Source organism: Clostridium sp. TW13 (genome assembly GCF_024345225.1).
Lineage (GTDB): Bacteria > Bacillota > Clostridia > Clostridiales > Clostridiaceae > Inconstantimicrobium > Inconstantimicrobium mannanitabidum.
Genome location: NZ_BROD01000001.1, coordinates 1,708,103 through 1,731,344, shown reverse-complemented (window position 1 = coordinate 1,731,344; position 23,242 = coordinate 1,708,103). Strand labels below are relative to the sequence as shown.

The window sequence follows — 23,242 nt, the reverse complement described above, 5'->3', positions numbered from 1 at the left end:
TACCACAAAATGAGAAAAATATCAATAGTTGTAATACAGCTGATAAATTGATATTAATTATATAGAGACAATAATTTTATTGAACAAAAATTAATATGTCATTTTCTTGATTTTGTGGGAGGAGATAAAAAATGAAAATTGAAAATGGAATTTATATGTTAGAAATATCTGCTAATATAATGGGGACAACAAAGAATATTAACCCAACGCTAATTTGTGATAAGGATTCACTAATTTTGATTGATACTGGATTTCCTGGTCAATTACATGATATTCATAAAGCAGTAGAGAAGGAAGGGATCCCCTTTAGTAAATTGAACACAGTGATTTTAACTCATCAGGATATTGATCACATTGGAAGTATTGCAGATATCTTAAAAGAGATGCCAGGGAAAATTAAGGTTCTTGCTCATGAAGAAGAAAAAGCATATATAAATGGTGAAAAAAAACCTGTTAAACTTGCTAAACTTGAAGAAGAATTAGCTAATCTTCCGGATAATGTAAAGATGATATACGAAAAGTTAAAAGTAGGTTTTGAAATTAGTAGAGTGAATGTAGATAAAACATTGATTGATGGTCAAGAACTGCCATATTCCGGAGGGATAACTGTTATTTATACGCCAGGTCATACCCCTGGGCATATTGCCTTATACTTAAAGAAATTCAAAGTGCTAATAGCAGGAGATATTCTTAGTGTTAAAGACGGCTTACTTGTTAAAGCAGATGAGAATATTAATTTAGATAATGAATTAAATATGAAATCCTTAAAGAAGTTAACAAAGTACGATATTGAAACAGTAATCTGTTATCACGGAGGTATCTATAAGGATGATGTTAATAAACGTATAGTAGAGTTAGCAAACGACTTATAACAAATCATAGATAAAAGTTTTTAATTGTTTATGCCTAATTAACTAAATTTTACCCCACATAGTTTATATGTGGGGTTAGGTTCATAAAAAATAAATCATTGCATAGAAATATTTAAAGGAGATAGATTATGAAAATACATGATAAATGCCTACCATGCGTGGTGAATCAGGCTATCAAAGTTGCTAACATTACAGGTGTTGATGAAAAGGAACGATTATTCAGGGAGGTTTTTACTTATCTTAGTAAAATGGATTTTGAGATAACCACACCAGAAATTATTGGAGAAGTTTTTAGCATGATAAAAGAGCATACTAATAATCCAGATCCATATAAAGAAACTAGACAGTATTATAATACATTGTTTCTGGATTTATTACCTCAATTTGAAAAGAAGATTGAACAAGCTGCTGATTCATTTCATCTAGCAGTAAAATATGGTATTGTTGGCAATATTATAGATTTTAATCCTATTCACAATACATTGTTAGATGATATCTTTGATTATTTCGAAAAAATGGAACACATCGAATTAGCAATAGATGATTCTGAAATATTAAAGAAAGATATTTTGAATGGAAGAACATTACTATATTTAGGTGATAATTGTGGAGAAATCTGTTTGGACAAAATCCTTTTGAAGAAGATAAAAGAATTAAATCCTAATCTTAAAATATTATTTGGAGTGCGAGGTAAACCTGTTGTAAATGATTCTATAGCTGAAGATGCATACGCTGTAGGAATTAATGAATATGCGGAAATTATAGATAATGGAGATGGTTCCCTTGGAACTGTTCTTAATAGGACAAGCCAAGAATTTAAAGAAGTCTATAAAAAAGCTGATATAGTAATTGCTAAAGGACAAGCAAACTATGAATGCTTAAGTGAAGAAAATAAAAATATCTATTTCTTGTTAATGAGCAAATGTGATGTAATTGCAAATAATATTGGTGTTGAAGAAAAGAAGATGATTTGCATGAAGAATAAATTATACATAGACAACTTAGTGAAAGGCAAATAGTAAATTGAGAGGAGGATTCAATGTATGAATGTAAATAGAAAATGGCACTTATGGGTTATTTCAATATTTATGATATTCATTTATTTTATGGGTATTTATGATTTTTTCATGATGTTATCACATAATAAAGCATATTATGCATCTCATGGCTATGGGTTAGAGGTAATTAAGTATTTTACAAATTATCCATTCTATTTTATGATCTTTTGGATAACTAATTTGTTAGCAGGATTTATCTCTCCAATATTATTAATATTAAGAAATGAATTTTCTAAAAAGTTAGCATTGATATCTGGGATTGCAGATACTATATTGATGATATTGACATTTACATTTAGGAATAGGTGGAATGTACTAGGTAGTAAAGTAGCAGCATTTGACCTTCTTATACTGATAATTACTTTTATATTATATTTGTATTGTAGATATACTTTTAAGAAAACTAGATGAGTCATAATTTAAATGGAATTAATAGATAAATAGAACTTTATAAGAGGTGCTTTATGTTTAAAATAAGAAAAGCAACAATATTCGATGCACTAGGCATAACAATTGTTAATGTATACACTTGGAAAACTACATATTCAGGAATCATACCAGAATATGTTTTGGATTCTCGTATAGCTAAATTAATTGAAAGAACAGAGAAATGTAAAGAAAACCTTAGAGAAGGTAAAGATTATTATGTTGCAGTTTACGAAAATACTATTGTTGGATTCTGCTGGTATGGTAAATCAAGAAATAAAAACTTTAAGGATTCGGGTGAAATATATGCATTATATGTACTTAAAGGATTTCAAGGAATGAGTATAGGTAAAGAGCTTTTATTAAAAGTCAAGGAAGAATTCAAAGAAATTGGTTATAAAAGTTTTATAGTTAATTGTGCTAAAGAAAACTCTTCATTAGGTTTTTATATTTCTATGGGTGGACGTAGTGTAGGTGAATTTCAAGATGGGGATGCTGAAAATTCTATCATTGATGAGATTCTAGAATTTAATATATAATATAGTTGCAAATTTGAAATCCAATAAAATTAAAAAATAAATAGAAACCTATATAAGGAGATGAAGAAATGGGATTATTCAATTTTTTTAAAAAAGGTACAAATAAATTAGATTTTTCCGAAATTGATTCTAATGAAAAAGCTCAAAAATTATATAAAAAAAATATTCTTGCACCACTTTATTTAATGCCACTACGTTTTAATGGAGAGGCTATTCCTCAGAATACATTATATGTACCACCAGTAGTAGTTATGTTAAAGGACAGATATGATGATATGGTGGAAAACTTATTAGTGCAAGAAAAGGTTAATGGATATGAGTGCAAACCACAGTATAGAGGTAATAGTTTTATTCCTTGTTCTTTAACTGTTATAGCTAAGAAAGATGGACAAGAAGTCTTTACGGAAACAATAGAAGTATGGTAAGTAAGTTCCATTTTAGGAGGAATAAGTAGTATGAGTGATAAAAAAATAGTTGTAATATTTCCTGGTGGAAATTATAGTGCAGATTGTCCATTACTATATTATGCAGGCTTTAAATTTGAAGTTCGTGGATATGAAAAAGTAGCGATTAGTTATGGGAATTTGATTAATAAAGGTAACTCAGTTGTTGAGTGTATCGAAGAAATTAAGATGACTGTGTTATTGAAATTACAAAGCATTGATTTCTCTCAATATGATGATATAGTATTTGTTTCTAAAAGTGTAGGTACAGTAATTGCTGGATGGATAGAGGAGAATTTATGTATTAAAGCAAGGCACATATATTTAACACCTATAAAAGAAACACTACCTTATATTAAGAATGGTAAAAATATTATAGCTGTAGTTGCTGGGACAAAAGATAAACTATTAGACACAAATATTCTTAAAGAACACTGTATAAAAGAAAATATTTATTTAAAGTTGATAGAAGGAGCTGGCCATAGGTTAGAAGTTCGAGGCGATATAAATAAAAATATTGAATTATTAAAAGAAATAGTATCAACTTATTAGTATGCCTAATTTAATCAAAATTTGATTACAAATAAAATGGAAAATTAATTAGATTTAGAGTGGAACAGACTGATTCTGGAGGATCAATATATGATTATATCGGTAATTGGTTTGCCAAAAGACCAACTGAAAGTAGTATTTACTATGAACTTTATCAAAATGAAAACTTTATAGTATCAATGTTCTCATATAGAAATTAAAAAACAATAGACTGTAGATAGATTTATATAAAAACTAATCTATCTACAGTCTATTATTATATGCCACATTACTTAATAAACCTTTATTCTTAGACATATACTTTCTCAAAGTCAGTCTATTAATATATTAAAAAATTGCAGCAACTACCTCCGCCCAATATGAATAATGATCACTCCTCAATAATCCATAATTGTAAAATAATTATTTACCATAATATGAATATTGCGTATAATAAATAGTATAAAAATACAATAGGATAAATTATATTCCAATTAATTTAGACTCATTTAACGGTGAAGCGACAAAATAAGTAAAAAAGTAGGTCTTAACTTAGAAAGTCTACCATCATTTTAATCCTACAAATGAAAAATTTATTAGTAGGATTAAAAGAGTAACCTTATATTATGGGAGGGTGATAAAAATGTTTGGTATTAGATTTGTAGAAAGCAATGATAAGGAATTCTGGTATTCTTTAGATAAACATTTACCAAATAAAGAATTTGAAAAGAAAGTTCGAGACAAAATGGGATATATTATTTTAGAAGATGAAAAACCAATTGGTATATTGAGATATAATCTATTTTGGGACAACACACCATTTTTAACACTAATCTTCATTGATTGGTCTTATCACAAGAAAGGCTTTGGGCGTAAAGCAATGGATTTTTGGGAACAGGAAATGAAAAACTCTGGTTATGGAATGATTATGGTTTCTACACAAGTTGATGAAAATGCGCAACATTTTTATAGAAAATTAGGATATAAGGATTGTGGTTGCTTGGTTATGGACATTCCACAGTATGAACAACCTCTGGAAATGTTCATGGTAAAAGCATTGTAATGTGAATTAACGTTTGAATAGGAGAAAAAATATGAAGTTAGCAGTTTTAGCAGATATTCATGGAAATTACGCTGCATTGAAACGTTGTCTTGAGTATGCCTTTTCACAAAATATTGATACATTTATTTTTTTAGGTGATTATATTGGTGAATTAGCATATCCTGAAAGAACTATGAAAATATTATATGATCTTAATGAAAGATATAGATGTTATTTTATTAAAGGAAATAAAGAAGATTACTGGCTAAAATATCGTGATGGTGATCAAAAAGATTGGAAAGACCAAAATTCTGCCAGTGGTGCGCTACTATATGCATACAATTCACTTACCTCTAAAGATTTAGACTTTTTTGCAAAGTTGAAGTCAGTTAAAGAGGTACTGTTGGAAGATATGCAAGCACTCACCATTTGTCATGGTTCCCCAAATAAAATAAATGAAAAAATGCTACCAAATGATGATCGGACTATGGAAATAATGAAAACTATTAAAACATCAATGATCTTATGTGGTCATTCTCATGTACAAAGAAAGATTGTACATAACAATAAATGTTGTCTAAATCCTGGTTCTGTTGGAGTTCCTCTTTTTAGTGAAGGAAAAACACAGTTCATGATATTACATGAAGATGGTGGTCTATGGTCCGAAGAATTTATCAGCCTTGAATATGATGTTGATAGCGTAATCAAAGATATGCATGAGGTGAAGCTTTATGAACATGCACCATACTGGAGTTTGATAACTGAAAATATATTGCATGGAAGTAATATATCTCATACAAAAGTTTTATCAAGAGCAATGAATTTATGTGAAGACGAAACTGGTGATTGTGTATGGCCTAATATACCTGAAAAGTATTGGGCACAGGCTATAAATGAGTTAAATTAAAATATGTAATCTCCTAATAGATATTTATAAAGTCTATTTTAAATACAATTAGGATATAACTCGTAATTTATGGAGAAGAATGAAATTCTTTAATGAAATAAGAGAAGCTATTAATGATAATGGTGGCATTATTACTATATACGATACAATAGATTTACAACTTGCAAGAAAGCCTTAACTTCAGTGAGTTATTAAATTCTATCTATAAAGGAGAGTTGCTACATAGCTATATGAGGAGATTAAGAAACTAAAAAAGATGAAAACAAAAGACTAAGAGAACAATTGGATAGATTAAAAGTATAAAGTAAGTTGTAACCGTAAAATTATGCGATACAGTATGGCTTATGGTTAAGGAGTTGTTGCTATGTGGAGTAGAACAAGAAAGCAATTAGAGAATTTAATTTGTGATGCCCTAAAAAACAGAGTGAAGTTTTTTGTTACCCAGTACAGAAAATCGCATGACCAACATGGTAGAGCATGTATAGTAGTTGATGGCAAAGAAGTATTTGATATGTGTGATTTAAAATATAATATAAAGGCATGGGATAAAGAAACGGAATTAAAAGAAAATCCAGAACTCCGTAGATACAAAGAAAGTTATCCTGCCTTTTGGGAAGCAGATGAAATTATAAGGGAACAAGGTAGTTTTAATGAAGACCATTTTTTCGATGCTCTAATACAGTATTTAAATAATCCTATTGATAATAGTTTAAAGTCTGAAAATATGATAGTGGTAATATTAGCATTGCTTGATAGAAGGGTAGGGAAGCGAACTCTTAATAGTCTAAACAAGGAAATGGAAAAACAACATACTATGGTGCGATATTTTTATAAATTAAGATGTGAGGCAGAAGGACTTTTGTGACACATATCTATTTTATCCGATAGCTAGTATCCGTAACACTCCAACTTCTTTAAGTTGGAGATAACGGCTGCAAGCTCCTGGATAAGTTCAACTAAGATTCAGATGGGGATTAAACCCCACCTGAATCAAGTTTCACTTGATGATTAACTACAAATAAAGTTAATAACGTGTTATACGCAGAAAAAAGTTTAAAAAGAAAAGGGGGGAGTTTTAGTGGGAGTTTGGTACTTGTTGTATACTCTCTCACTAAAGATAAATTATGTTTAAAGATATATTAGAAAAAGGTGCAAAAATTAAAATCATAGGATGTAGTGATGCTGCTGGTGCTGGTAGCTCAATGAGTTATAAGACCGAAGAACTTATCTTTGAAGAAGATGGAAAGAAGTTTTTTAGGAGAGTAGCACCAAACAGTTGGTGGGGACTATTGGAACGATATTTACAAGATAACTATAGTGCTTGCTCTCTTGAGAATAGAGGATGTGGTGGTGCATATTCATATCAGATAAATAAAAACCTCAATACTCTAATATCAGGTGATGATAATTTAGTATTTCTTTTAATAGGATTGAATGACCGTAAACGCACTAATGGTATGGAAGAATTAAAGACTAATTGTGAATGTATTGTTGATCAACTGATTAGTAAGGGAAAAATAGTTGTTCTATTAACACCAACTCCATCAGTTCATAGTAATGAGTATTATCCAAATAGGATTTATCATACTGATGAAGTTGTTAAGATTTTACGTGATATTGCAGACAGTAAAAAGATTTTATTAGTAGATAACTTTAAGTATGTAATGGAGTATCTTGAAAAAAATCAATTGGTGATTGATGACATCATTTATGGTGATGGATGCAAGAATGACGGGCTACATCCATCAGATTATGTGCAGAAATTGATATTTGAAAATTTAATCAAAACATTACAAATATAGAAATTCAACTAATAAATCAGTATACTTCAAGCTTCAGTTGTAAAACAGACTAATTCACCTAAATTCCTCATGTATGGGGTTATTTGGTACAAGATTAGATAATTAGTGATTAGCACCATTTATATTATTTGAGTAGGGGATGAATTTATGGAATTGGTCATGCAACCAACATTCAGTACATGTGGCCAAGCATGTATTGCTATGATAACAGGAAAAGATATTCAGGATGTAATCAGAGATATGAAAACAGATGGACCAACAAGTATAGGACAATTAATAGAGATACTGGATTTTTATGGTATAAAGCATGCAGAGAAAAATAAACGGATATCGAAAAAAAATCCTGTTCAGTCCCAGTACTCAATATTGACTTTGCATATGGATGCAGGCTATACACACTGGGTTCTGTATTACTGTGGTAAATATTATGATCCAGAGTTTGGTTTGTTAGACGATTATCACCACAAAGGAAGAGTTACTTCATTTTTTGAAATTTATGAATAAATAGAATTATGTTAGGCTGCTTTTGTGAGGAAAATGAAAGGAGATTTTACAGAAATGAAAAAATCATTTGTGCCAGATAAATTCATAGTTCCAGTTATATACAAAACAGAGGACTTTACCATACGAAAACTTACTGTTTTAGATTTAGAGAAGGATTATAATGCTGTTATGGAAGCAAAAGATCATATTCATGAGCTTTATCCAAAAGAATATACAAATGGATGGCCATCTGATACTTTAACTCTTGAGCAAGATGAGGAAGATTTAAAGTGGCACGAGAAAGAATTTGATGAAAGAGTTGCGTTTGCTTATACTGTATTTGATTTTCAAAACGAAAACTGCTTAGGCTGCATTTATATCGATCCATCAAATTTTTATGATGCTAAGATTACTATGTGGACAAGAAATAAGGTTACAGACTCACTTTTATATTTAACCGTGAAAAAATGGATAAAAAATGATTGGCCATTTAAAAATGTTCATTATCCAGTTTTTGAATAACTAAATAATAGATAAATACTAACTTATGGAGGAATTCATTATATCAAGCGCTGACTATGTATTTCCTAAACCCAAACAACATATATTTAACATTGCTTTAAAGAAGGCGGGAATCTCCGGAAGAGAAGCATGGCATATTGGAGATGATGTTATCTGTGATTTGCAAGGAGCTATCACAACAGGCATATATCCTGTGTGGTACAAGCCTTACTATAGTGAGCGTGATCTACCAACAGAAGATATGATTTATTTCAAAGCAGAAAACTGGCAGGATATAAAAGATATATTGAGTAAGTAGCGAAACGCTCTTAAGAGTTCTAAAAATTCTAATGCTCATTGTTAAATTTTTTAAGAGTCCAATTGTAAATAGTAATTTGTAGGAGTGATAGATGATGGAGAGATGGGATGGATATAAGCAAGACGGAACGCTTGCAGGATGTGATTTGATTCGAGGTGAAGAAATTCCTAAAGGATTATTTCATTTGGTAAGTGAAATAATCGTTAAACATAAAGATGGAATGTATCTGCTTATGCAGAGAGATTGGAAAAAGCCTAATTTTCCTGGATTATACGAAGCCACTGCTGGCGGCAGTGCACTAAAAGGGGAAGAATCATATGATGCAGCAGCCAGAGAACTTAAAGAAGAGACGGGTATCGATGCTAAAGAATTGATTCAGATATATAGGTGTGCAAGCAATGATACCATTTATTATGGTTACATTTGTGAAACTGATTGTGATAAAGAGTCTATTACACTCCAAAAAGGCGAAACAATAGCATACTTGTGGCTTACTAAGGAAGAGTTCCTCAATTTTGTTGAATCTGATAAGTACGTACAACCGTATAAAGAGAGAATGAGTGAATATTTGGTTTCAATTAGATAAATTTTAATTTAAATATAGTTATAGTCAAATACTAATTCATGGAGGTAATTATGGGAAGATTAAGATCACAAGCCATAGTAGTAGAAGGAGATAAAATACTTCTATTAAAAACACATTCTGGAAGTAGGGATAATTACGAACTACCTGGAGGTGGAATTAATGAAGGTGAGACTCCAGAAGAAGCAGCCATTAGAGAATTATTTGAAGAAACAGGAATAAAGGGAGAAATTATAAGGCTAGCATCAAAATATTATAATGGATTTGCCCAAGAATATAACTATTCCTTTTTAGTAAAGAAAATAGATGGTGAGATTACTCAACAATATAATGAAGTAAATGAGAAGGACTATATTGGTGCAATTGAATTGAAAAAGTTAAATGAAATTAGTGAAAAAAATAGAGCAGAGCTGTTTAGCGCAGGAGTTATGTTCAGCGGTTTTTCTGATGAAGTAGTATCTTGGGGATCAAAAATCAGCTATCCTTCTGAGAATGATGAAACAGTGAAATATTAGAACAAAATATATATGAGATTTACAATTTTTACTTAGCTAAATTTAACAAGGTAAAAATTATAAAATAAATAACTATAGAGGTTTATAGTAGTAATGAAGGATTATATCGTAAGTAATAATATATTGGGGAGATATTCATGAAAGTAATTTTTTTAGATATTGATGGAGTAATTAACTCAAATTTTTGGTTAGAAAGTCATCAACAAGAAATAAGTGATGGGACATTAATTGATAAAGAAAAGATCGAGTTAGTGGCGAAAATAGTAAATAAGACAGAGGCAACACTAGTTATGCATTCTGGCTGGAGATTCTGGTTTGATAATACTATGAAACCAATCAGAAAAGAGGCACAAAATTTAATTAATTTGTTATTAGATTCTGGCTTAAGCATTTATGCAATGACTCCAGACCTCACTACTGAAGAAATCAGAAAAACTAAAATGTTCAGTAAGGTGAAAGCATCAGAGATATTTTTATGGTTAGAGCAAAATCCAAATGTTGATAAATGGATAGTTTTAGATGATATAGATTTGCATAATGATGATCTAGCGATTAGGCAAGTACGAACTAATGCAGAGGTAGGAATCACAGAAAAAGATGTTGATAGAGCAATTGAAATGTTATTGTAAGTATACAAATAATCATACTGAATACTTGCCAAAATAGTGATTTGCGGGAGTGTATATGAGAATAGGAGAAATTACATTGTTAACTAATGATGTTGTAAGGTTAGCAAACTTTTATAAATTAGTACTTGAAATTGAAAACGGTAGTAATGATAATGTTCATCAAACAATTTTATCAGAAGAAACCATGTTAACAATATACAATGATGGGTCTCAAAAAAATAATAAAAATCAAAATATATGTCTTGCATTTACTGTAAATGATATTGATGCTGAATATGAAAAACTTGTTAAGCTAGGTGTTGAAATTATCAAAAAACCTAAACTACGTCCATGGGGAGCAAAAAATATGAGCTTCTATGATCCAGATAGAAATGTCATCTATTTTAGAAGTTTTAACAATTGATTTTAAAACAAAAGAAGTATGCTAAAAACTAAATTTAGCATACTTCTTAACATTTATCTCAAAACATTATTGGGCTAAATGAATATAATGACAATTGAGTAACTTTCTCCCGCTAGATTACTAATACTTAAAAACAATATTATCTATTCTACCACTTTCTTTAAATCCAATGCCTTTATATACGCTGTTTGAGTATGGATTTTTAATATCAGCATATAACATAGGTATTAATCCCTCATTACATAATGAAGAACTTAGTTCAGCCACTGCTGCACTTGCATATCCTTTTTTTCTCTCTTCTGGTGGTGTATATACGTTATTAATACGTACATATCTTTTAGATTTATGTGCTATGTTTACCATTGAACATATTTTTTCGTTAACTTCCCATAAAAATAAGTTACCAGACTTTATCATTTCCTCCGCACTGGGGATTTGACTTTCTTTTGTAACAGTTACTCCAAAGCACCAGAAACCAAACCCTGCCCAAAAATCTGATACTATATCAAGGTGCTTTAAATCAGCCCTTATCAGTTTTCCTTGAACATTTTGAGGTTTTATAACTTTGAGACATCTATAAGATTCCATCCCGAGAGAGACTTTATAGGATATTCCAAGCATTCTTGAATATTGTTCAGCAAAATACCTTGCAAATTCAGGCTTTCCTGAAATAGAATTTAATTTATTATCCTTCATTTGGTTGCATAAAGATTTGATAATATCATCAATTATTGATTTTTCTAATGTTTCATTTATCCATAACCACATAGGATGCCCTGGGTTTTGAATAGCAATTGCATTTCTATCTTCTGTTTTTAAGGCTATTACTTCTTCACCTTCAATTATGCGATGAAACAAATTGAATTGTACTTCGTAATTTATAAATGGCTTTTGGTTTAATAGGTCTTCTTCTTTAAAAAATGGTGTAAACATGATAATCCTCCCTTATTAATGTTAATTTGTATGTCACTTATATCGCTTATGTCACTTATCACATCACCACCACCTTTATACCAATTAGTATTATAATTTTTCAAAATATAAATCACTATGTTTTATTATAAATAAGTTTTAGATATTAGAATACAATCTAAAAATAGTGATTAAATTCATTATATCATAATTATACAATAGATGTTTAATATTGTAATGACTAGAAACAAAGACTATCTTTCGTCTTTATGTATGTTCCTTATATGGTTTTAAGTTATAAAAAGTGTTAATAGAGAAGTTAATTAATAAGTTTTCTAAACTCAATCTTAAATTTATCTGATGAAAATGCTATTAAAGAGGTTGATTTTGAAGAGAAAATACTTTGATAAAAAGAATTTCTCGGCAGCATCAAAATACATTTAATATTAAAGATAATGCCTCAAATTTAATCAAGAAACCAATGCTAAAAAAGCAGCTATAATTTTCAGTTGAAATTATAGCTGCTTTTGTATTATCTATTCATTTTCAGAGTAAAATTTTAAAGCCTCTCCAATAAATTTGGCTGCTCCCTTACCGTATTTTTCATCTATAGCATTCTTATCTTTATCTGCACTTGATAAATAAATATTAGCCATATTAGATAAAAAAGCTTTACATCCTAGTCCCATATCTATTCTATAATATTCATAATTTTTCTTAGTTGTAGCTGCTATTTCATCTACAATTTGTTGAATCTCTTTTGAAGAAGGATTTTTACTTAGGTCAGCTGCAAGCTTGTCGTAGAGTACTTCTAACTTAGGCTTGTTTTCTTTCAAGCAGATTTTGAAGGCTTCGCCAATAAACTTAGATGAACCTTCACCATATTTCTTATCAACTGGTTCTATCCACTCTGGATTTACAGAATAATTTTTGGACATATAATACCAGCGATCCTCTCCCTTCTCATCCATTCTGAAAATTTCATAATCCTTTTTAACAGTATCAGTTATTTCCTTAGCAAGCTGTTGAATTTCTTTTGAAGAAGGATTTTTACCTAAATCAGATACAAGCTTTTTATATAGCTCTTTTAATTTAGGATGTTTATCCTGAAGACAATCAGTTTTAAACTCATCAATTTGTTGTGCTATATCTATTAATGTACTATTATTGAGATCTTTCTTCATAGCTTGGGCATATTTCTTTATACTACCATAGGATTTTATAGCACTTATAGCAATTTTTTCTTCATTAGCTTTAATGCTTTCAATCATTTCATCAAATTTATCTACGCTTCCCCAAGTCTTAATGACTCTTTCTTTATTTTCTTTCTTAAATTCCTCTAATACACTGTAATATTCACTCATATCAAATTCTTTAAAACTCATAGTATTTTCTCCTTTTAATGTCTTATTAATAAGCTCTATTAAATCATTCAGCCTATCACGTCTCATAATAATCAGTTTTTTTTGATCTTCCAGAGCCTTCATTTTATCAAAGTAGGGGCTAACCATGATTTCTTTGACTTCTTTTAGAGGTATGTCCAGTTCCTTGAAAAATAAAATCTGCTGTAAGGTTACAAGAGCTTCATCATCATAAAGCCTGTAGCCAGCCTCTGTAACTGTACTTGGCTTTAACAATCCTATTTCATCATAGTAATGCAACATACGCACACTTATTCCTGTCAAATCTGAAACTTGTTTTACTGTTCTCATGATTATTCCTCCAATTTTGATTCTAGAGCTATCAATACTTTCTAATACTCCAGCCGGCTATGAGTTTTTGCTAATATATTGAAGCTTTATTTATATATTACACTATGACATCATGTTAGGGTCAACACTTTTTGGAAAAATTAATTATATAAAAGATAGAGAGTTTTTTTAAATTTTGATATAATATTTTTAAATTTATATGTAAAATATTTATACTTTTGTAAATTTAAATAAACGCCATCAAAAAATTTTCTAAGAACAATAAAAACTCTAATATATTTTAAAAGAAGTAATAATAAAATATTTAGAATTAATTTTTTTGGAACAACAGGTTAATTTAATTTTTGAGTTAGGGGGAAATGAACATGAATACAATTTTTAGACAAAATCAACTTTATACCTTTTTATTATATTGTAATGATACATATTTAAATAAAGAGGTTTTAGATTGTGGTGCTGGCGGAAATATTCCACCACTAGCAATATTTTCTGAGCAAGGATATAAAACCTATGGCATCGATATAAGTTCAGATCAAATAAGTAGGGCAAAGAAATTTGAAGAAAAGAATAATTTAAATTTAGCAATTAAGCAAGGTGATATGAGATCACTACCATTTAAGGATGGATCTATAAGCTTTATATATTCATACAATTCCATATTTCATATGAGAAAAGAAGAAATCAGAAAGGTTATTAAAGAAATTCATAGAGTACTACCTTTAGGAGGACTAGCATTTATTAATTTTGCATCAACTAATGATTGGAGATCCACAATTGGTGAGTGTGTAGGACAAGGAGAGTATTTGCAAGAAGAAAATGGACAAAAAATATTGCATAGTTATTTTGCAGAAAATGAAGCTGAAAAATATTTTGAAGGTTTTAAAATTATTTATAAAGAAAATAGAATTAGAGAGGGATATGCAAATGCAGAAACAAAAATAACTTTGGGATTCATAGATTATATAGTTGAAAAAATATAATATCAATTTTTTAGGAAAGTCATTTGGCTTTCCTAAATTTATGTTTTAACTGAATTCGTAACTATTTTAATATAGTCTATATAGTAATTCGCCATTTGTAATTTTATATCTATATAGTTTATACTTAAACAAATGAGAAGTTTTATATTGAACTATTTATGAGTAACAATAATCAATTAGGGCAATTTGAAAGGAGCAGTATAGATATGTATACAGCAGATTATTTTGTAAAAAATTTAAATATGATAGCACATCCAGAAGGTGGATTTTATAAAGAAATTTATATGTCAGAAGAAAACATAACCTCAAAGGATTTGAAAGTGGACTTTGAAGGTTCAAGAATACTTTGGACTAGTATATATTTCTTACTTAGGGATGGTGAAGTTTCTAATTTTCATAGATTAAAATCTGATGAAATGTGGTACTATCATTCAGGTTCACCATTAACTATTTATATGATTACTCCAGAAGGAGAACTTATAACTGAGCAACTTGGTCTCAATATTGAAAAGGGTGAAAAACCTCAAGTATTAGTGCCAAAAGATTATATATTTGGCTCTGCCATGAATAACGAAGGTTACGCACTAGTTGGTTGCATGGTTTCTCCAGGATTTGAGTTCAGGGATTTTGAATTATTTGAAAGAAGATTTCTATTAGAAAAATATCCTCAATACGAAGATGTAATTCTTAAACTTACTAACATAGAGTAATATTTTTATTTAACTTGAATTCATGAAATTGAATAGATTGGGTGTATTCAATTCACCTGATGAGTTCTTTGAGAAACATCAACAACAGTTAGCACTAATAAAAAAATGGATTTATATAAATATAGATCCTAAACTTATGAAGCACAATGTAAAAAGAATTCGTGCTTAGATGATTTATGTTGTTTACCCATCCATAATATCAGTATTATTCAGGAATTAATAGATTAACATACTTATATACTGCATTATTCAGAAATGAATTTGCAGTATTTTTTTATGTAATATGTAGCTTTGATCAAGTAATTTCTATAAATTAAATTATTTAAAAACCTTATAATGAAATATTTATAATTGGTGTTATAATTTACTAAGGGCAGTAAATGCATATGACATAATAATTATTTAAACCTGATTTGTTGTTTTTAGGAGGTAGACTATGATTGAAGAAGAAAAGATATTTGCTGGTAGGTTGTTTGATGCGCGTACAAAAGAACTTAGAGATATTAAACACAAGGCACATACTCTGTGTAAAAAATTTAATGAACTTGATGAATATGATGAAAATCGTTTATCAATAATTAAAGATTTTATTGGCGATATAGGAGAAAAATTTTATTTTCAAGGTCCAGTACAGTTTAATTATGGGTGCCATACTTTTATTGGTGAAAATTTCTTTGCTAATTTTAATCTTATGGTTATGGATGATGCAAGAATTTATATAGGAAATAATGTGATGATTGGTCCCAATGTATCTTTAATGGCAACCAATCATCCATTGATAGCTGAGGAAAGGGTATCTATGAAATATCCTGATGGTCATATTTCGATGTCCGAATATGCTGAAGAGATTCATATAGGAAATAATGTTTGGATCGCTGCCAACGTTGTAATTATTGGTGGTGTCACCATTGGAGATAATGCTGTTATTGGAGCTGGTAGTGTAGTAACAAAAGATATTCCTGCTAATTATCTTGCATATGGTGTTCCTTGCAAACCTGTACGAATAATTAATGAAAAAGATTCAAAATTAAACTTATTATAATTGTTAAATTAGGATTAAATGGCATTAATAAATTAAGATGCTTATACACCCTATTATTCAGAGAATAATTCTTATCATAGAGGATTATTCTTATTATCGTACAACTTCATAATGAAGCTCAACGAATTGATTAAAACGGTTTATACTTTTTAAAGATAATGATGTTTGAAAACTATTGTCTCTGAACAGAGGAATACCTTTACCAAGTAAAACTGGAGCAATAGTAATAATAATTTCGTCAACCAAGTTTTCTTCAATGAAAGTGTTAAGCAAATTTCCTCCACCAACAAGCCAGATGTTCTTACCATTTTTATTTTTTAAATCTTTTGAGAATTGAACCACATCTTCGCAGATAAAGTTTACATATTCGTTATCATCCTTTTTAGTTCTGGTAAAAACATAGCATTCCTTGCCTTTGTATGGAAAAGCACCTTTTTCATGCTCAATAATCCAATCATAAGTTATTCTTCCGATTAGAATGGTATCTACTGATTCATAAAACCTTGAATAACCATTATCTCCCTCACCTTCCACTGCAAATAGCCAATCCAGGTTGTGTTCATCTGTAGCAATATATCCATCCAAGCTTGAAGCAATATACAACACTAATTTGCGCTGACTCATCTCTTTGTCCTCCCATTTTTTTATACTAGAATTACGTAAATGTAAAAAGATCATTTAATTTATTTTAAGCACTATGTTAGATTAAATTGTTAATTATATTATAACATTATTATCTAACAGAACCTTAATAAAAAATGCTTTAACAAACTAAATAATGTTGCTATTTACAAAATATGATATAATCAACTAAAAAGTAATTAGTAACTTGGAGATGAATTGATATGAATTTGAGATTGGCTAATCTAAGCGACTTATCGAAACTCAAAACTGTGTATAGAAGTATAATTAAAAATATGAATAGAAACAACATACCAATTTGGGACGAAATATATCCGTGTGAGTTTTTCAGCAAGGATATTGAAAATAATAACCTTTATTTATTAGTTGAGGATAATGATGATATAGTTGCTGCCTTTGCATTATGTGAATCAAATGCTGGAGCAAATTGTGTGAAATGGGAAAATTCAAATGACAAGGCATTATATATTGATCGCTTTGGAGTTAATGTTGATTATTCAAGACGAGGGATTGGCAGTATAATGCTTAAGCATGCTATTACACTCACTAAGCAGAAGAATGCTAAATATTTAAGGCTTTTTGTTGTGGATATAAATAAGCCAGCTATAAATTTATATCTAAAAAACGGATTTAAGCAAGTAGATGGAATCTATGAAGAAAGAATCGATGCTGACCTTACATTGCGTGAGTATGGATTTGAAATAGAGGTTTAAGATAACTTAAATTTAAATTTGAAGGGTGAAATAATTTATGGAAATAGTTAAGTTTAATTTAAAATATAAAAATGAATTATTGGAGTTAGATAAAGAATGTTTTGGGGTAAATTGCTGGGATAATGAATTATGGCAAGAAATTTTAGGGGATTTAGAACATAATATTATTTATCTAGTGAAACAAAATACTGAATTAATTGCATACTTAATGATATACAATTGGGGAAAAGAAAAAAATTACGTTAAAATCACCAATATAGGAACTAAAGGTTGTTTTAGAGGACAAAAATTAGCTCATAAACTATTGGAAACAATGATAAATGAGATGAAAAAAGAAGGAATGAAAGATTTTAGAGGAGAGACAAGGGTTACAAACTATCCAATGCAAAAGGTATTTAGTGATTTTGATTTCAGAAATGTAGAAAATCTTAAAGGGTATTATGATAATCCTACTGAAGATGCATTTAGATATCATTTAAATATATAAATATGTTGATAAGTAGTAATTTGTTTAGCATAGAGGGGATGAAGTATAATGATGCAAACATTAGATTTTCTACCAACTGTTTGGAAATCAAATAGTATAAAAGAAGAATTATTAAATAACCTTCAATGTGAGAAAAAGGAATTTATTGATATTGGAGTACATCGCTTAAAGTTTGATTTTAAATACCAGACCATATATATAACCTGTAGTGCTAAGGAGTACATTTTTATGTCCAAAATGATTCCTTTGGAAATGTCATTTGAGATACTGATAAATTTAATTAATAAGGATTTTGATAATAAGAATAATAAGTGGGATTTATTGTGACAAAAAGATAAATTCCAATTTTGTGTGAGCAATATTATGCCTAGTGGTGTCTGGGCAGAAGTGAGAGTTTTTGTACTTGATAAAGAGCATAGAGTATTAATGGTTAAGCATAGACAAGAATATCATGGTAGGAAGGAAGTATACAATGCAGTATTTATTAATTCATGGACTTGGACAAGATTCGTCAAGTTGGAATAAAGTAATTTCTTATATGGGAGAACAAGAGAAAATTATTTACACAAATGATAAAATCTTTTTATTATAAACAATAACTATAATAATAGGAGTTATTAAATAAATATAAGAAACATCAAATTCAATTCAAATTGATTAGTCTTTTTAAATGAGATAATGCAACATTGAAACTATTATAAAATAGGTAAAATTACTATTTTATAATAGTTTTTTTGTATGAATAAAGATGTTGAACTATAAAACATATGGAAAAATATATAGTATATGTATTTATTTGTGACGAATTGTGATACAATTTAATATACAGTAATTTATATAATAGGAATTTAGTATTAGCAGATAAATGTATACGAATACAGATTAATTTATATAAAAACGTTTAAACTTCATATAGTTTATCTCAAGGAGGATATATAGAATGTACAGTGAATTAAAAGATATTCCAAGTTTCGAAAGTTGGAGAATTATAAAAAAAGTAAATGAAGGTTGGTCAACTGATTCAAAATTTTATATAGAAGATTATGATGGAAATAGGTTACTATTACGTATTTCAGATGCAGCTAGCTATGATAATAAACTAAAAGAATTTGAATTTATCAAGAAATGTAATTCATTAGCCATTTCAATGTCACAAGCAATACAATTTGGTTTTTGTAATAACAAGAACAATGTATATATTCTTTTAACATGGGTAGAGGGGGATTGTCTCAAGACTGTACTTAGTGGTTATACTGAAAGTGAACAATATAAACTTGGATTACAAGCAGGTAGAATATTGAAATCAATCCATTCATTAAAAGTTCATCCTACAGAGAATATAATTGCATATGATAAGAAAGATAAAATGTTAGACAAACTTCGTCGATATGAAAATAGTATTAATCGGGTAAGTGAAGACCAGTTTGCAATAGACTTTGTTAAGAATAACATTGGAAAAATAAATTCATTAGCTCCAGTATATAAACATGGAGATTACCATATTGGTAATTTAATATTAACTCCTTGTGGGATGGTTGGTGTTATTGATTTTAATAGATGGGAATATGGCGATAGATATGAAGAATTCTATAAAATACAAAGTTTTGATGTTGAAGTTAGTATTCCTTTTTCAATTGGGCAAATTCATGGATATTTCGATGGTGAACCTTCTTTAGAATTTTGGAATATTCTTGCTGTATATGTAGCATACACATCGTTAAATTCAATAGTGTGGGCTGAAAAGTTTGGAGAAGATGAAATAGATGGAATGAAGAAACGTTGTATTACTGCTTTTAATGATTATTATAACTTTAAAACAGTAATACCGAATTGGTATAAAGTTAATAGTGATAAATATATTAGTATAAAATAAAAGTAAGGTCTTAACTAGCTATGTTAGAGAAATTCCAATTTGACGGAGGTACGTTATGAAATATGAAGTATCAAGTGGAGCGGTAGTATTCACACGCAAAGACGATGCTGTTTATTTCGTTATTGTGAAATCATTAGAAGGATTTTATGGCTTTCCAAAAGGTCATGTTGAAGGAAATGAAACTGAAGTGGAGACTGCATTAAGGGAGATATATGAAGAAATAGGTATAAGGCCACAAATTCTTGCAGGGTTTAGGACAATTGATGAACATCAAATTCCTAATAAGAAAGATGTGATTAAAAAAATCATATATTTCGTTGCAGAGTATGATAACCAACAGTTATCTTATCAAGAAGATGAATTAGAAGGCGCTTATTTAATGACATACGAAGAAGCAATGAATGCTTTTCAATTTGAGAGTTCAAAAAGAATACTAAATGAAGTAAAGGAATTCATTTAGTAAATTCCAATTTTATAGGGGGAATATTATGCATAGTGGTGTATGGGCAGGAGTGAGAGTTTTTGTGATTGATAAAGAAAATAGAGTTTTAATGGTCAAGCATAGACAAGAAGAACAAGGGAAAGTAGATGAATTTTGGGTTATACCAGGTGGTGGAGTTGAATATGGAGAATATACTATGGATGGTGGTATTAGAGAAGTTAAAGAGGAAACTGGTTTGGACATAAAAATTAACAGATTATTATGGACAGTTGAAGAAAAATCTCAATATGGAGTAAAACATACCAATTATTTTCTTGGAGAAATAGTTGGAGGTAATTTAGCTTTGGGATATGACCCTGAATTTGATGTTAATAGCCAAATATTAAATGATGTTAGTTTTTTTACTAAAGAGGAAATTAAGAGAATTCCAAAAGCATATCCAGAAGTTCTACATAATGAATTTTGGGAAGTAATTGAACAAGGACTTTTTAATCATGATATTTGGAGAAAGTGGAATTCAAGTGGTTTTGGAATAGAATGATCTTATTTATTATAATTCATGTAAGAGGGAATATAGATGGTGTTAGCGAAAAACAAAAGTGGTTGGAAATTGCTAGAATATATTGACATAAAAGAAATAGACATAAATAAATATACCAATGTTACAGGTGCATTTGCTATTTTAAAAATTAAAGACAAATATGTTCTTGGCTACAATAATTGGAGAAAACAATGGGAGTTTCCAGCAGGCCATATTGAGGAAGGAGAAACTCCTAGATGTGCGGCTGAAAGAGAACTACTGGAAGAAACACATCAGAGAAATTCGAACTTGATATTCAAAGGCTTGGCTAAGGTAAGTGATGCTAAAGGCTACATAAGATATCAAGCTATTTTTTGCTGTGAGCAAGAGGAATTATATGAATTCATAAAAAATGATGATGACGAAATGGATAAAATATTACTTTGGGATATGGTAGAAAATATAGGTTACATAGATGAAGTAGATTTAAAAATTGTGCAAATTAGTTGCAATGATTAATAGTAAGTAAATTCCACTTTATGTTAAGGAGATTAAAAGAAATGGCAAGAGGAATTATTATTTTTGGTTCAGCTGGGTCTGGAAAAACAACCTTGGGAAAATTGGTTGCAGAAAAGCTTAATTTTCCGTATTTTGATATAGACGATTATATTTGGAGAAAAGATACAGATAAACCTTTTACAGTTATGTATACCCATGAGGAAAAAATTAGTAGATTAATGGAAGATATATCAAAAGGAACTCATTTTGTGATGGCTGGTTCAATGGATAGCTTTAATGCACCATTTGTTCCGTTATTTGATTTGGCAATACATATTACTGCATCTATTGATACTAGAATTGCCAGGATTAATAAGCGAGAATATGAAATATACGGGGAGAGAATTATGGAAGGCGGAGATATGTATGAAGATCATTGCCATTTTCTTGATACTGCAGCAAGATATGATACCGATGCTTCTCCATGTATGAGTACCCATGCTCAATGGGCTAATTCATTACCTTGTAAAGTTCTTCGCCTAAATGGAAATGAGGACTTAAAAAACAATGTTGAGATAATAGTCCATGAATATTGCAAACTGAATTCTTAAGGACAAGTTTATTAGTTTATTTTAGGAGGGATATCAATGGAGTTTAGAAAAATTTTTGACAGTATACCAGAACAATTTGATAAATGGAGGCCACGTTATTGTGAGGAAGCTTTTTCTGATATTATTGAATATGCAAAGCTTGATACAGACAATACAGTTCTTGAAATCGGTCCAGGAACAGGTCAAGCTACAGAACCAATTTTAAAAACAGGTTGCTCATATTTGGCAATTGAACTTGGAGAACATCTTGCTGAATATACAAAGAATAAGTTTAGTTCATACAAGAATTTTCATATTGTAAATGCTGATTTTGAAACACATGACTTTGAGCAGCAAAAATTTGATTTGGTGTATTCTGCTGCAACAATTCAATGGATACCAGAAGAAATCGGATTCCCAAAAGTTTATAATCTATTAAAAAATGGTGGGACATTTGCAATGATGATGACTCGAACAGATTATAAAACACCTAACGAAGATTTATATACAAAAATACAAGAGGTATATCATAAGTATTTTTATCCTGAAAATAAGTATACTTGTAGCTTAGCTTACAACAACGTTGAGAAATATGGCTTAGTTGATTTTGAATGTCGAAATTATCACAAAACCAGAGAACTTAATGCAGATGAATTTGTATTGTATATAAGTACAAACTGCGACCATATTACATTAAAAGAACCATATAGAACAAACTTTTTTGAGGGCGTAAGAACTGCTATTTTAGATGCAGGTAATAAAATAACACTTAATGATACTATAGTTTTATATTTAGCTAAGAAACTTTAACATACAAAGATGAGTGTATTTCTTTCTATGAAATTCTTACTTTCGAAGTAGTATTGCATACTACTGGTCTTATGGTAAATGTCAGTTTATGCTTGAACAAATTCATTTTTCCTCCACCTAATGGATACTTTAGATTATCCATTAGGTGGAGGAAAATTTATACTTTTTACAGAAAAATAGTATTATTCTCTTGACTCTTCCTTTAGGGAAGCCTTTATACTAAGTTTATCCTTGATAATTAAGAAAAGAGGGGGAAAC

33 protein-coding genes are annotated in these 23,242 nt (G+C 29.5%); 30 read left to right on the top strand and 3 right to left on the bottom strand.

Features of this window, described 5'->3' with window-relative positions:
* Positions 1–131: 131 nt before the first annotated feature.
* From OCU47_RS08515 to OCU47_RS08435, 17 genes are all read left to right on the top strand, one after another.
* Complete coding sequence (locus tag OCU47_RS08515) at positions 132–872, top strand: MBL fold metallo-hydrolase (protein ID WP_261828173.1); 741 nt, start codon at positions 132–134, stop codon at positions 870–872.
* A gap of 128 nt (positions 873–1,000) precedes the next feature.
* Positions 1,001–1,891, top strand: a complete 891-nt coding sequence (locus OCU47_RS08510) for a damage-control phosphatase ARMT1 family protein (protein WP_261828172.1) — start codon at positions 1,001–1,003, stop codon at positions 1,889–1,891.
* 24 nt (positions 1,892–1,915) lie between these two features.
* On the top strand, positions 1,916–2,341 hold the full coding sequence (locus tag OCU47_RS08505) for a hypothetical protein (RefSeq protein WP_261828171.1): 426 nt from the start codon (positions 1,916–1,918) through the stop codon (positions 2,339–2,341).
* Positions 2,342–2,394: 53 nt separating this feature from the next.
* Complete coding sequence (locus OCU47_RS08500) at positions 2,395–2,895, top strand: GNAT family N-acetyltransferase (protein ID WP_261828170.1); 501 nt, start codon at positions 2,395–2,397, stop codon at positions 2,893–2,895.
* Positions 2,896–2,963: 68 nt separating this feature from the next.
* On the top strand, positions 2,964–3,320 hold the full coding sequence (locus tag OCU47_RS08495; RefSeq protein WP_261828169.1) for a hypothetical protein: 357 nt from the start codon (positions 2,964–2,966) through the stop codon (positions 3,318–3,320).
* 30 nt (positions 3,321–3,350) lie between these two features.
* The gene (locus OCU47_RS08490; protein ID WP_261828168.1) at positions 3,351–3,890 is read left to right on the top strand and encodes a hypothetical protein; all 540 of its coding nucleotides are present in this window, start codon (positions 3,351–3,353) and stop codon (positions 3,888–3,890) included.
* 622 nt (positions 3,891–4,512) lie between these two features.
* Complete coding sequence (locus OCU47_RS08485) at positions 4,513–4,932, top strand: GNAT family N-acetyltransferase (RefSeq protein ID WP_261828167.1); 420 nt, start codon at positions 4,513–4,515, stop codon at positions 4,930–4,932.
* A 31-nt stretch (positions 4,933–4,963) separates the two neighbouring features.
* Positions 4,964–5,818, top strand: coding sequence for a metallophosphoesterase family protein (locus tag OCU47_RS08480; protein WP_261828166.1), 855 nt, complete (start codon positions 4,964–4,966; stop codon positions 5,816–5,818).
* Positions 5,819–6,182: 364 nt separating this feature from the next.
* Entirely contained in the window at positions 6,183–6,683 is a 501-nt protein-coding gene (locus tag OCU47_RS08475) for an SF0329 family protein (RefSeq protein ID WP_261828165.1), read from the top strand.
* 259 nt (positions 6,684–6,942) lie between these two features.
* The gene (locus OCU47_RS08470) at positions 6,943–7,620 is read left to right on the top strand and encodes an SGNH/GDSL hydrolase family protein (RefSeq protein WP_261828164.1); all 678 of its coding nucleotides are present in this window, start codon (positions 6,943–6,945) and stop codon (positions 7,618–7,620) included.
* 147 nt (positions 7,621–7,767) lie between these two features.
* The gene (locus OCU47_RS08465) at positions 7,768–8,124 is read left to right on the top strand and encodes a hypothetical protein (RefSeq protein ID WP_261828163.1); all 357 of its coding nucleotides are present in this window, start codon (positions 7,768–7,770) and stop codon (positions 8,122–8,124) included.
* A 54-nt stretch (positions 8,125–8,178) separates the two neighbouring features.
* On the top strand, positions 8,179–8,625 hold the full coding sequence (locus OCU47_RS08460; RefSeq protein WP_261828162.1) for a hypothetical protein: 447 nt from the start codon (positions 8,179–8,181) through the stop codon (positions 8,623–8,625).
* A gap of 25 nt (positions 8,626–8,650) precedes the next feature.
* Positions 8,651–8,923: an HAD family hydrolase gene (locus OCU47_RS08455; RefSeq protein WP_261828161.1), complete on the top strand. Its 273-nt coding sequence runs from the start codon at positions 8,651–8,653 to the stop codon at positions 8,921–8,923.
* 91 nt (positions 8,924–9,014) lie between these two features.
* Entirely contained in the window at positions 9,015–9,509 is a 495-nt protein-coding gene (locus tag OCU47_RS08450) for an NUDIX hydrolase (protein WP_261828160.1), read from the top strand.
* Between the two features lie 50 nt (positions 9,510–9,559).
* Positions 9,560–10,021: an NUDIX hydrolase gene (locus OCU47_RS08445; RefSeq protein WP_261828159.1), complete on the top strand. Its 462-nt coding sequence runs from the start codon at positions 9,560–9,562 to the stop codon at positions 10,019–10,021.
* A gap of 137 nt (positions 10,022–10,158) precedes the next feature.
* Positions 10,159–10,650 (top strand): HAD domain-containing protein, encoded by a 492-nt coding sequence (locus OCU47_RS08440; RefSeq protein ID WP_261828158.1) that lies wholly within the window; start codon positions 10,159–10,161, stop codon positions 10,648–10,650.
* A 55-nt stretch (positions 10,651–10,705) separates the two neighbouring features.
* Complete coding sequence (locus OCU47_RS08435) at positions 10,706–11,053, top strand: VOC family protein (RefSeq protein ID WP_261828157.1); 348 nt, start codon at positions 10,706–10,708, stop codon at positions 11,051–11,053.
* A 120-nt stretch (positions 11,054–11,173) separates the two neighbouring features.
* Here the strand turns inward: OCU47_RS08435 and OCU47_RS08430 are convergent, their stop codons facing one another.
* On the bottom strand, positions 11,174–11,986 hold the full coding sequence (locus OCU47_RS08430; protein WP_261828156.1) for a GNAT family N-acetyltransferase: 813 nt from the start codon (positions 11,984–11,986) through the stop codon (positions 11,174–11,176).
* A gap of 515 nt (positions 11,987–12,501) precedes the next feature.
* Complete coding sequence (locus OCU47_RS08425; RefSeq protein ID WP_261828155.1) at positions 12,502–13,677, bottom strand: MerR family transcriptional regulator; 1,176 nt, start codon at positions 13,675–13,677, stop codon at positions 12,502–12,504.
* A 365-nt stretch (positions 13,678–14,042) separates the two neighbouring features.
* On the opposite strand from OCU47_RS08425, the gene OCU47_RS08420 reads away from it, so the two are divergent.
* From OCU47_RS08420 to OCU47_RS08410, 3 genes are all read left to right on the top strand, one after another.
* Entirely contained in the window at positions 14,043–14,657 is a 615-nt protein-coding gene (locus OCU47_RS08420; protein ID WP_261828154.1) for a class I SAM-dependent methyltransferase, read from the top strand.
* A 206-nt stretch (positions 14,658–14,863) separates the two neighbouring features.
* Entirely contained in the window at positions 14,864–15,367 is a 504-nt protein-coding gene (locus tag OCU47_RS08415; RefSeq protein WP_261828153.1) for a cupin domain-containing protein, read from the top strand.
* Positions 15,368–15,803: 436 nt separating this feature from the next.
* A complete protein-coding gene (locus tag OCU47_RS08410; protein ID WP_261828152.1) occupies positions 15,804–16,409 on the top strand; it encodes a sugar O-acetyltransferase in 606 nt (201 codons plus the stop codon).
* A gap of 93 nt (positions 16,410–16,502) precedes the next feature.
* Here the strand turns inward: OCU47_RS08410 and OCU47_RS08405 are convergent, their stop codons facing one another.
* On the bottom strand, positions 16,503–17,033 hold the full coding sequence (locus OCU47_RS08405) for a dihydrofolate reductase family protein (RefSeq protein ID WP_261828151.1): 531 nt from the start codon (positions 17,031–17,033) through the stop codon (positions 16,503–16,505).
* 221 nt (positions 17,034–17,254) lie between these two features.
* Between OCU47_RS08405 and OCU47_RS08400 the strand changes: the two genes are divergently transcribed.
* The 10 genes from OCU47_RS08400 (at position 17,255) to OCU47_RS08355 (ending at position 22,984) form a co-directional block, all read left to right on the top strand.
* The gene (locus OCU47_RS08400; RefSeq protein ID WP_261828150.1) at positions 17,255–17,764 is read left to right on the top strand and encodes a GNAT family N-acetyltransferase; all 510 of its coding nucleotides are present in this window, start codon (positions 17,255–17,257) and stop codon (positions 17,762–17,764) included.
* 37 nt (positions 17,765–17,801) lie between these two features.
* Positions 17,802–18,251, top strand: coding sequence for a GNAT family N-acetyltransferase (locus OCU47_RS08395; RefSeq protein ID WP_261828149.1), 450 nt, complete (start codon positions 17,802–17,804; stop codon positions 18,249–18,251).
* Between the two features lie 48 nt (positions 18,252–18,299).
* Positions 18,300–18,578: a hypothetical protein gene (locus OCU47_RS08390; RefSeq protein WP_261828148.1), complete on the top strand. Its 279-nt coding sequence runs from the start codon at positions 18,300–18,302 to the stop codon at positions 18,576–18,578.
* A 36-nt stretch (positions 18,579–18,614) separates the two neighbouring features.
* Complete coding sequence (locus tag OCU47_RS08385; RefSeq protein ID WP_261828147.1) at positions 18,615–18,776, top strand: hypothetical protein; 162 nt, start codon at positions 18,615–18,617, stop codon at positions 18,774–18,776.
* Positions 18,777–19,191: 415 nt separating this feature from the next.
* A complete protein-coding gene (locus OCU47_RS08380) occupies positions 19,192–20,124 on the top strand; it encodes an aminoglycoside phosphotransferase family protein (RefSeq protein WP_261828146.1) in 933 nt (310 codons plus the stop codon).
* A gap of 55 nt (positions 20,125–20,179) precedes the next feature.
* Complete coding sequence (locus tag OCU47_RS08375; protein ID WP_261828145.1) at positions 20,180–20,584, top strand: NUDIX domain-containing protein; 405 nt, start codon at positions 20,180–20,182, stop codon at positions 20,582–20,584.
* Positions 20,585–20,612: 28 nt separating this feature from the next.
* Positions 20,613–21,107 (top strand): NUDIX domain-containing protein, encoded by a 495-nt coding sequence (locus OCU47_RS08370; protein ID WP_261828144.1) that lies wholly within the window; start codon positions 20,613–20,615, stop codon positions 21,105–21,107.
* Between the two features lie 36 nt (positions 21,108–21,143).
* A complete protein-coding gene (locus tag OCU47_RS08365; protein ID WP_261828143.1) occupies positions 21,144–21,605 on the top strand; it encodes an NUDIX hydrolase in 462 nt (153 codons plus the stop codon).
* Positions 21,606–21,646: 41 nt separating this feature from the next.
* Positions 21,647–22,195 (top strand): AAA family ATPase, encoded by a 549-nt coding sequence (locus OCU47_RS08360; protein ID WP_261828142.1) that lies wholly within the window; start codon positions 21,647–21,649, stop codon positions 22,193–22,195.
* Between the two features lie 36 nt (positions 22,196–22,231).
* Positions 22,232–22,984, top strand: coding sequence for a methyltransferase domain-containing protein (locus OCU47_RS08355; protein ID WP_261828141.1), 753 nt, complete (start codon positions 22,232–22,234; stop codon positions 22,982–22,984).
* Positions 22,985–23,242: the final 258 nt, after the last annotated feature.

Excerpts from the sequence above, each read along its gene's own strand:
- OCU47_RS08440 (WP_261828158.1), top strand. The coding sequence starts at position 10,159 with ATGAAAGTAATTTTTTTAGATATTGATGGAGTAATTAACTCAAATTTT.
- OCU47_RS08400 (WP_261828150.1), top strand. The coding sequence starts at position 17,255 with ATGAATTTGAGATTGGCTAATCTAAGCGACTTATCGAAACTCAAAACT.
- OCU47_RS08430 (WP_261828156.1), bottom strand. The coding sequence starts at position 11,986 with ATGTTTACACCATTTTTTAAAGAAGAAGACCTATTAAACCAAAAGCCA.
- OCU47_RS08420 (WP_261828154.1), top strand. The coding sequence starts at position 14,043 with ATGAATACAATTTTTAGACAAAATCAACTTTATACCTTTTTATTATAT.
- OCU47_RS08505 (WP_261828171.1), top strand. The coding sequence starts at position 1,916 with ATGAATGTAAATAGAAAATGGCACTTATGGGTTATTTCAATATTTATG.
- OCU47_RS08355 (WP_261828141.1), top strand. The coding sequence starts at position 22,232 with ATGGAGTTTAGAAAAATTTTTGACAGTATACCAGAACAATTTGATAAA.
- OCU47_RS08450 (WP_261828160.1), top strand. The coding sequence starts at position 9,015 with ATGATGGAGAGATGGGATGGATATAAGCAAGACGGAACGCTTGCAGGA.
- OCU47_RS08495 (WP_261828169.1), top strand. The coding sequence starts at position 2,964 with ATGGGATTATTCAATTTTTTTAAAAAAGGTACAAATAAATTAGATTTT.
- OCU47_RS08490 (WP_261828168.1), top strand. The coding sequence starts at position 3,351 with ATGAGTGATAAAAAAATAGTTGTAATATTTCCTGGTGGAAATTATAGT.
- OCU47_RS08460 (WP_261828162.1), top strand. The coding sequence starts at position 8,179 with ATGAAAAAATCATTTGTGCCAGATAAATTCATAGTTCCAGTTATATAC.
- OCU47_RS08435 (WP_261828157.1), top strand. The coding sequence starts at position 10,706 with ATGAGAATAGGAGAAATTACATTGTTAACTAATGATGTTGTAAGGTTA.
- OCU47_RS08445 (WP_261828159.1), top strand. The coding sequence starts at position 9,560 with ATGGGAAGATTAAGATCACAAGCCATAGTAGTAGAAGGAGATAAAATA.
- OCU47_RS08455 (WP_261828161.1), top strand. The coding sequence starts at position 8,651 with ATGGAGGAATTCATTATATCAAGCGCTGACTATGTATTTCCTAAACCC.
- OCU47_RS08360 (WP_261828142.1), top strand. The coding sequence starts at position 21,647 with ATGGCAAGAGGAATTATTATTTTTGGTTCAGCTGGGTCTGGAAAAACA.
- OCU47_RS08415 (WP_261828153.1), top strand. The coding sequence starts at position 14,864 with ATGTATACAGCAGATTATTTTGTAAAAAATTTAAATATGATAGCACAT.
- OCU47_RS08485 (WP_261828167.1), top strand. The coding sequence starts at position 4,513 with ATGTTTGGTATTAGATTTGTAGAAAGCAATGATAAGGAATTCTGGTAT.
- OCU47_RS08370 (WP_261828144.1), top strand. The coding sequence starts at position 20,613 with ATGCATAGTGGTGTATGGGCAGGAGTGAGAGTTTTTGTGATTGATAAA.
- OCU47_RS08480 (WP_261828166.1), top strand. The coding sequence starts at position 4,964 with ATGAAGTTAGCAGTTTTAGCAGATATTCATGGAAATTACGCTGCATTG.
- OCU47_RS08380 (WP_261828146.1), top strand. The coding sequence starts at position 19,192 with ATGTACAGTGAATTAAAAGATATTCCAAGTTTCGAAAGTTGGAGAATT.
- OCU47_RS08390 (WP_261828148.1), top strand. The coding sequence starts at position 18,300 with ATGATGCAAACATTAGATTTTCTACCAACTGTTTGGAAATCAAATAGT.
- OCU47_RS08510 (WP_261828172.1), top strand. The coding sequence starts at position 1,001 with ATGAAAATACATGATAAATGCCTACCATGCGTGGTGAATCAGGCTATC.
- OCU47_RS08465 (WP_261828163.1), top strand. The coding sequence starts at position 7,768 with ATGGAATTGGTCATGCAACCAACATTCAGTACATGTGGCCAAGCATGT.
- OCU47_RS08500 (WP_261828170.1), top strand. The coding sequence starts at position 2,395 with ATGTTTAAAATAAGAAAAGCAACAATATTCGATGCACTAGGCATAACA.
- OCU47_RS08385 (WP_261828147.1), top strand. The coding sequence starts at position 18,615 with ATGCCTAGTGGTGTCTGGGCAGAAGTGAGAGTTTTTGTACTTGATAAA.
- OCU47_RS08410 (WP_261828152.1), top strand. The coding sequence starts at position 15,804 with ATGATTGAAGAAGAAAAGATATTTGCTGGTAGGTTGTTTGATGCGCGT.
- OCU47_RS08365 (WP_261828143.1), top strand. The coding sequence starts at position 21,144 with ATGGTGTTAGCGAAAAACAAAAGTGGTTGGAAATTGCTAGAATATATT.
- OCU47_RS08395 (WP_261828149.1), top strand. The coding sequence starts at position 17,802 with ATGGAAATAGTTAAGTTTAATTTAAAATATAAAAATGAATTATTGGAG.
- OCU47_RS08375 (WP_261828145.1), top strand. The coding sequence starts at position 20,180 with ATGAAATATGAAGTATCAAGTGGAGCGGTAGTATTCACACGCAAAGAC.
- OCU47_RS08470 (WP_261828164.1), top strand. The coding sequence starts at position 6,943 with ATGTTTAAAGATATATTAGAAAAAGGTGCAAAAATTAAAATCATAGGA.
- OCU47_RS08475 (WP_261828165.1), top strand. The coding sequence starts at position 6,183 with ATGTGGAGTAGAACAAGAAAGCAATTAGAGAATTTAATTTGTGATGCC.
- OCU47_RS08405 (WP_261828151.1), bottom strand. The coding sequence starts at position 17,033 with ATGAGTCAGCGCAAATTAGTGTTGTATATTGCTTCAAGCTTGGATGGA.
- OCU47_RS08515 (WP_261828173.1), top strand. The coding sequence starts at position 132 with ATGAAAATTGAAAATGGAATTTATATGTTAGAAATATCTGCTAATATA.
- OCU47_RS08425 (WP_261828155.1), bottom strand. The coding sequence starts at position 13,677 with ATGAGAACAGTAAAACAAGTTTCAGATTTGACAGGAATAAGTGTGCGT.